Origin of the sequence: Acidovorax sp. HMWF018, assembly GCF_003061035.1 — a bacterium.
Classification (GTDB): Bacteria; Pseudomonadota; Gammaproteobacteria; order Burkholderiales; family Burkholderiaceae_C; genus Acidovorax; species Acidovorax delafieldii.
The window spans coordinates 1-7,065 of record NZ_QAIM01000006.1 but is presented as its reverse complement, the minus strand read 5'-3'; the positions used below and the strand labels follow the sequence as shown (position 1 = coordinate 7,065).

The 7,065-nt window shown below is 61.4% G+C and carries 9 protein-coding genes; 7 read left to right on the top strand and 2 right to left on the bottom strand.

Going from position 1 to position 7,065, the window contains the following annotated elements; genetic code table 11:
• Both DBR23_RS00220 and DBR23_RS00215 read left to right on the top strand, forming a co-directional pair.
• Positions 1–361 (top strand): hypothetical protein (locus DBR23_RS00220; RefSeq protein ID WP_369882069.1); only part of this gene is annotated, 361 nt, incomplete at its 5' end.
• A gap of 147 nt (positions 362–508) precedes the next feature.
• On the top strand, positions 509–847 hold the full coding sequence (locus DBR23_RS00215) for a DUF2834 domain-containing protein (RefSeq protein ID WP_108496909.1): 339 nt from the start codon (positions 509–511) through the stop codon (positions 845–847).
• Here the strand turns inward: DBR23_RS00215 and DBR23_RS00210 are convergent.
• Positions 808–1,719, bottom strand: a complete 912-nt coding sequence (locus DBR23_RS00210; RefSeq protein WP_233250189.1) for a helix-turn-helix domain-containing protein — start codon at positions 1,717–1,719, stop codon at positions 808–810. The two genes, DBR23_RS00215 and DBR23_RS00210, sit on opposite strands and share 40 nt — an antisense overlap.
• A gap of 115 nt (positions 1,720–1,834) precedes the next feature.
• Here DBR23_RS00210 and DBR23_RS00205 point away from each other — a divergent pair, with 115 nt between their 5' ends.
• From DBR23_RS00205 to DBR23_RS29100, 5 genes are all read left to right on the top strand, one after another.
• On the top strand, positions 1,835–2,590 hold the full coding sequence (locus tag DBR23_RS00205; RefSeq protein WP_108496908.1) for a tyrosine-protein phosphatase: 756 nt from the start codon (positions 1,835–1,837) through the stop codon (positions 2,588–2,590).
• Positions 2,591–2,751: 161 nt separating this feature from the next.
• Positions 2,752–3,132: a BPSL0067 family protein gene (locus tag DBR23_RS00200; protein WP_146191169.1), complete on the top strand. Its 381-nt coding sequence runs from the start codon at positions 2,752–2,754 to the stop codon at positions 3,130–3,132.
• 5 nt (positions 3,133–3,137) lie between these two features.
• Positions 3,138–3,605, top strand: coding sequence for an STY0301 family protein (locus tag DBR23_RS00195; protein ID WP_108496907.1), 468 nt, complete (start codon positions 3,138–3,140; stop codon positions 3,603–3,605).
• A 214-nt stretch (positions 3,606–3,819) separates the two neighbouring features.
• Complete coding sequence (locus DBR23_RS00190) at positions 3,820–4,770, top strand: N-acetylmuramoyl-L-alanine amidase (RefSeq protein WP_233250188.1); 951 nt, start codon at positions 3,820–3,822, stop codon at positions 4,768–4,770.
• A 1-nt stretch (position 4,771) separates the two neighbouring features.
• Positions 4,772–5,077, top strand: coding sequence for a hypothetical protein (locus tag DBR23_RS29100; protein WP_146191168.1), 306 nt, complete (start codon positions 4,772–4,774; stop codon positions 5,075–5,077).
• Between the two features lie 400 nt (positions 5,078–5,477).
• Here DBR23_RS29100 and DBR23_RS00185 read toward each other — a convergent pair whose 3' ends face one another.
• Positions 5,478–6,794 carry an MFS transporter gene (locus DBR23_RS00185; protein WP_108496905.1) on the bottom strand — a complete coding sequence of 439 codons (1,317 nt, stop codon included), beginning with the start codon at positions 6,792–6,794 and terminating at the stop codon, positions 5,478–5,480.
• Positions 6,795–7,065 lie beyond the last annotated feature (271 nt).

The window sequence follows — 7,065 nt, the reverse complement described above, 5'->3', positions numbered from 1 at the left end:
GGCCCACCCCATGCGCAGCCCCCGCGAACGAGCCCTCTGGTCCCTTCTGGCCGCACTGCTGCTGGCCACCGCAGCAGCGGCGTGGTGGACCGCCGACCAGTGGCTGCCCCAGGCCGGACCCTGGACCGAACAGGCCTGGAAAAAGATCACCCGCCCCGGGCCCGAATCCCTGCCACCCGACAAGCGCCCCACTGCCACGCAGGCCCGCCCCGCGCAGGCGGGCGCATCCCAGCCCGTGACTCCGCAGCCGCGCAAGTGCGTGCGGGACGGCCGCACCACCTACACCGACCAGCCCTGCCCCCAGGGCAGCCAGGAGCTGCCGGTGGACGGGGCAGTCACGTCGCTACCGACTGCGCAGTAAGCGGATGGCGGCCAGCTGTTGATGGCGTGCAGGCCTGTGGTGGGCATGTCGTTTTTTTCCTAGCCGGCGAGGGGACTGCACAGATTCAATCGGCGCATTGATTCATTACCCCAGGCCTCTCTCTTTCTTTGGGGGCCGCATGCACCGATGCACCACCACCAAACCCTGCGCGTTTTTCTTTTTCTGCTGGCCGCCCTGGGTCTGGCCATCCCCTGGTACTTCAACACCCTGTACTTTCTGGGCGGTGGCAGCGTGATGCCCGATGTTTTCTGGCGCGACGCCTTTGCCAATGCGCTCACCACCGGCATCACCTGCGATGTGTACCTGGCCGCTGTGGCGTTCTCGGCCTGGGTGGCGGCCGACCGCCGCCTGGGCGCGTGGCGCTGGGCTTACATCGCGGCCTGCTTTGGTATCGGGCTCGCGTTTGTGATGCCGCTGTACCTGGCTCAACGCCTGCGCAGGGACGCTGATCCCTCCGGCGGCTGACCCAGCTGACCCTGCTGCGCCTGTGCGCCCACCTGCAGGGGCCAGTGTTCGGTGACCGGCCTGCGGCTGCCCTGCACCAGGGCCTGTAGCGGCTGGCCCGCCAGCCTGCGCACATCACGCGCCATGTGCGACTGGTCGTAGTAGCCCTGGTCCACCGCCAGTTCCACCACAGGGCCGTCGGGCGCGGCCAGCGCGCTCCCCAGTGCGGTGTTCAACCGCGCAATCACCTGAAACTGCTTGGGCGCCATGCCCCAGTGCGCCACAAAGCGCCGCTCAAACTGCCGCTGGCTCAGGCCCAGACGCTGGCCTGCGTCTTTTGCATCGTCGTTGGCCGCGTGTAGCAAAGCCAGCGCCTGTTGCCGCCGCGCCTCGCAGGGCGATGGCGGCGCAACCCACTGGCGGATGAAGTCGCACAGCACCTGCAGCCGCGCACCATCGTCCGCGGCTGCCCGCACCGCGTGTTCCACCTCCGCCCACCCAGGGCCCACCAGGTCTGCCAGCGGCCGCAGCGTGTTCACCACTCCACGCGCACTGGCAAACAGCGCCGCCGCTGCCGAAGGCTGCAGCACCAGCCCCACGGCCTGCACCGGCCCGCTGTGTTCATACACCGTGGCCGTGGTGCTGGCGCTCATCCATGCTGACTGCGGCACGGGCGCGCCCCGGCACACCACCTGCCCGGCCAGCCGCACCACCAGCATGCTCGCCACCATGGCCGGGAAATGCGATTGCGCCAGCGCCGCCGGGGCATTGACCACCACGGCAGCCATCAGCCAGGGCTGCAAATCGGAGGGGACGGGCACCAAGCGCTGCATACCCGCATTCTGCATATCGACGTGGCGCAGGTGGCGGCTTTCGGGGTGGGTGGTCAGCAAGTCAGCCGTCGTGCTCGACTTCCTCCAGCTACCCGCGCGACATGCACCTGCCGCAGTGCCCGACTATCCTTGTTGCTTTCGTATCCCCACCCACCACTCAACCGTGCCAAGCACCATGCAGCAAGAGCAAGCCCCCACCCGGTCCGTCCCCCTCGCAGGCGCCACCAACTTCCGCGACCTCGGCGGCTACACCGGCCACTGCGGCCGCCCGGTGAAATGGCGCCGCATCTTCCGCTCTGACCACCTGGCGGGCCTGACGCCCGAGGACCAGGCCCTGCTGGCAGACCTGGGCGTGGCCCGCGCGGTGGACTTTCGCGGCCAGGCCGAAAGCGCCGCGTATGCCTACGCACTGCCCGGCGTGGCCTACCACCCGTTGCACATCGAACCCACCGTGGTGCAGCGCGCGCTGGAGCTGCAGCGCACCGGCCGCCAGCTCACCGCCCAAGACGCCGTGGGCCTGATGCAGGACACCTACCGGGGTTTTGTGCACGACAACGCCCCACGTTTTGCCGAGCTGTTCCGCCTGCTGCTCGCCAGCGATGCACCCACCGTGTTCCATTGCACCGCTGGCAAAGACCGCACCGGCTTTGCCGCCGCCCTCATCCTGCTGACCCTGGGCGTGCCGCGCGATGTGGTCATGCACGACTACCTGCTCACCAACGCGCTCTACCAGCGCCCACCGGGCATGGGCAGCCACGCGCCGGAAGAAGTGCTGCGCGTGCTGTGGCGTGTTCAGGAAGAGTTTCTGGATGCCGCCCTGCACATGGTGAACAACGACTTTGGCGGGCTGCAGGCGTATCTGGTGGACGTGCTGGGTATTGACGCTGCCGCACAGAAAGAATTGGCAGAGTTGTATCTGCAGGCAGAGTAGGGCTCGTGCAAGTCGCAGACAGGCAAGCGGCCACCAATATCTGCACACAAGCGGTTTCCGATGTCACGTTTTGCGGCTGTGCGGCGCTCCTAGAATTCGGCCGCCCCAAACGCCTGAACGAGCCCTGACAGGTGTGTTTGTGCGGCTTTGCCAGCAAACGAATGTCATACATCTACGACAACCCAGAGTCCTTGGCCAAGCAACCTCTCGTGGGCACGCACCACTGCGTTGCACTTGTTAAGCACTACGCCAGAGCTCCAGCCTCATCGCTCTGGAGAGAAGGGGCCTCTGTGAAAGGCAATATGCTGCTCAAAAAGGGCACTGCCATCGCAACCTTCGTCAACGGAAAGTACCCAAACCAGGGCACTGGCAACCATGCGGCGTTGTATGTGTCTCAGGATGCATCGGGAATCACGGTCGTCGATCAATGGTCCGGCAGCGGCACGATCCGCTTGCGTCGGTTGATGTTTCTCGGAAAGGACAAGACCGGGAAATATGTTGACCCCAGCAACAATGGCGACGCGTTCTCGGTGGTGGAGTAATCGGTATGACGAATAAATTTGGCCTAAGTCTTTCACTGATTGTTTTGAGCGCGAGCGGCGCTGCGATCGCGCAAGAGGCCCCGGGCAACGCGGCGGCCCATAAGCCAATCGCTTGCCCACCATCAATTCAGGTCCAACAGACGCCCTCGCCCGCCCTTATTTCAGATTGGCAAACCCGCAGCAGCAACGACACGCATCCTCTTGCCAATATTTCCTTCTACGCGGGGCCACCAGAGGAGATGGCCCAACTAGCGCCCAGCAGCGCGCAGCGCAAAGGCAAGACGCTCACCTCGCGGTGGCTGTTAGCTCCGACCGACCGCGTTTACTGGGTAGCTTGTGAATACGCCGGGACATCGGCCACTGCTACCAAGCCGCTCGACAAAAACATTGCGTCTTGTGTTGCCGAGCACGACATGAACAGCTCGCCACCGGTGCTTAAACGATGGAGCTGCCGCGGAGGCACCGCAGGGTAGCAGGCTGCTCAAATGCCTCTCGACAACACCGAAAGCGGTATTCCCAGTGATCACTTGCCCCTTAGGGCTCTCAGAAAATCCCCTACAGGCTGTTTGATGGGGTCGAGCTTTTTGTGATTGGCATTTGCCAATCTGTATCTCAGCCGTCTGGTAGGGATGAGTGCTCCGTACCAAGACTCGCTGAGAGAGAGCACCATTTAATAAGATATTAATAATGGCCGAAATTAAAATCACTTCGCCAATTGGGAAAACTGTCGGAAATAACCCTCATGAGGTACAAGCGGTTCAGCAGGCTCTCAACCGCCATATGAATTGCAAGATCGGCTATCAGCCCATCAAAGAAGATGGCAGAATTTCTCCTGAAACACTCCAAGCAATCCATGTATTTCAAAAAATGATTGGCGTCACACCCGCAGACTCCATCATTCTTCCCCATGGTTCGACTCACAGGGCCCTGAACCAAGATATCATAAGAATTCTCAATCCCACCGCAGCATGCCTTGTTGCTGATCAAGAAAAAATCAGGCAAGTAATCATTGATAGGGTAAATATTGTTGAACGAAAAACGTGGCAGGCTTTGAACCCTGCCAAGATTCCCCAGAATGACTGGAGCTACCAGTCCATCGCCATTCATCATGCAGGCAATTCGTTCTCATGTGGGGCGAACGGTGTTGATGCCCTAAAGAACGCCGAGAAAATCGATATGAATAGCTTCGGACAAATTAGCTATCACTATGCTATCGATTGTCGAGGGGTGGTTTATGAAGCGCTTGACATTCGCCACAAGGGAGCTCACATTGAAAGGGGAAACACTGGTGTCATCGGAGTGGTTTTCCTGGCTGACTTGAGCGTCCGAGGTGAGGCATCCCGGTACGGTCCTGGTGTCGCAAACGTTACGCGAAGCAGGGGAGTGCGAGCCGGGGTTTCTGAGTTCTTGGGCGTGCAAAAGGATCAACTTGCGGTTAATCACGATGAGCCATCGGAGCTGCAAATGTCCAAAGCGGAAAAATTAGTCCAAACTTTGATCGAATTTTTTCCCATCAAGCGACTTGGAGGGCATCGGGAATTTGCACAAGCTGCGGGCAGTAGCAGGGCATGCCCAGGAATTTACGGAATGATCATTGCGGAGCAATTGCGTAAAAAATTTGGTCTTGCAAAACCTTGATATGACAAAAAAAATCGCCTTTTTTGTCGGCACACTTTCTTTGTTTCTGACTGCGTGGCTTTTTGTTGGGTTGGATCGATACGTTGGAGACCATGAAGTGGGGAGCGCATGGAATCCCTTTATAAAGACAACCCCAACGTTTCAAGTTCTTTTCAGGAACCCTGCGCAATATACACTCGATCGTGATCCATATGATTCACTTGACAGTACACGAAAAAATCAATTTTCGGAATATTGCGGTATTCGATATGGGATTCACGATCCTCACCGCTGCGAGGAATATATTGAACAAACGCGGGTCAAGTGATAACTAAACGAGCGCCCTTCAAATAGACATACGGTATTCAGTGCGTACGATTGGAACACCGTTGATCGGGGACTCGGGTGGCCCCGACGGCCGCGCTGGATAACGAGATGCGGATCTGCCAGCTTAAGGCCGGAGCCCCACAACGACACGGATGTACAGCTCACCCGTTTATCGCAAAAAGGCTGCTTCATCGGTGCCTACGCGCTACCCGCGCCGCCGCTTGGGCCACATTGCGCTGGCATGTGACTACCACCGCGGAAACGGCTCACTGTGTTCCAGCGTCTGGCCCACACATTGAACTACCGGCCCGCGCGTTGTCGAGTGCTAGGGCCGTCAGCCATTTGACCCATGCTTTTCCAGTACTGGCGAGCGCTGCGGGCAGATTTGCCGCCCGCCGTACTCACCTTGCAGTGGGTTGCACTCGCCCCACCACACCCGACTGGCACCGCACGCGCCAAAATAGCCACCCCACGATCGACAGGTTCAGCAGATTCCACGCCATGCCGTTCAGGAACGCCGCGCGGTAGCTGCCCGTCAGGTCAAAAATCCAGCCCGACATCCAGCCCCCCAGCGCCATGCCGATCAGCGTGGCCATGATCACCGCACCCACCCGCGCACCGGCCTCCTGTGGGGCGAAATACTCGCGGATGATGATGGCGTAGGCGGGCACGATGCCGCCCTGGAACAGCCCGAACATTGCGGAGATCACATACAGCGGCACCAGCCCGTCAAACGGTAAAAACAGCGCCAGCCCCACGCCCTGCAGCGCCGAGCCCAGCAGCAGCGTGCGCACGCCGCCAATGCGGTCGCAGATCACGCCCGACACCAGGCGGCTGACGATGCCGCAGGCCAGCATCAGCGACAGCATCTCGGCCCCGCGCGCCGCGCCAAAACCCAGGTCGGTGCAATAGGCCACGATGTGCACCTGCGGCATCGCCATGGCCACGCAGCAGGCCACACCCGCCACACACAGCAACAGCTGCGCATGCAATGGGCGCAGGCCAAACGGGCGGCTGCGGTCGAGCAGCAGCACCGGGGGCGCCACACCGACTGCCGCACCCTGCACCGCTGCGGCCGGTGCAGAGGCTGCGTCCATCTGCACCATGGGGGCGCGCTGGCGCATGCGCAGTGCCAGCAGCAGCATGCCCACCCCACACACGATGCCCAGCAGCACATAGGTGTAGCGCCAGCCGATCAGCTCAATGCCGTGCTGCACGATGGGCGGCCACAGCGCGCCCGCAATGTAGTTGCCACTGGCGCAGATTGCCACCGCAATGCCCCGCCGCTTGTTCCACCACAGCGCGGTGTCGGCCATCAGCGGCGCAAACGTGGCCGAGCTGCCAATCAGCCCCATCAGCCCGTGCGCCAGCCCAAACCCCCAGATGCTGCCCGACAGCCCCGCCCACACGAACCCGCCACACACGGCCACAGCCCCCACGCACAGCACCGGCATCAGCCCATGCCGGTCGGCCATGCGGCCGGTCCAGATTCCGCCCAGCCCCAGGCACACCATCATCAGCGTGTAGGGCAGCGATGCGTCCGCGCGGCCCACGCCAAACTCGGCCTGCACGGCGGGCAGCACCACCGACACCACATACATGCTGCTGTTGCCCAGCACCACCAGGCCCAGCGTGGTCAGCAGGCGCCACGCGGCCTGGCGGGAGTCGATGAGGGATGCGGGGGCGGCGGCTGAGGGGGGCGAAGAGGTGTTCGGCATGCGGGGCAATTTACCTGACGGCACTGCAGGGACTTGCAGGGCGGCACCAGTGCACGCTAAGGGCCAGGGTGCCGTTAGTTGATTGGTATGAAATTGATAGCTGCTAACGCTTATTGGATAAGCGCTACAGCCCAATATGGATTGAATAGTCTTGGTTGGGCAAGTCTCTCTGCAGCGGCCCACTCAACCGGCGCTCGCCAAAACGTTTGGCATCGAAAAGTTGCGCCCCACTGCTGCACCACCTAAAGTGCCTTAACAACTGCATACAAAG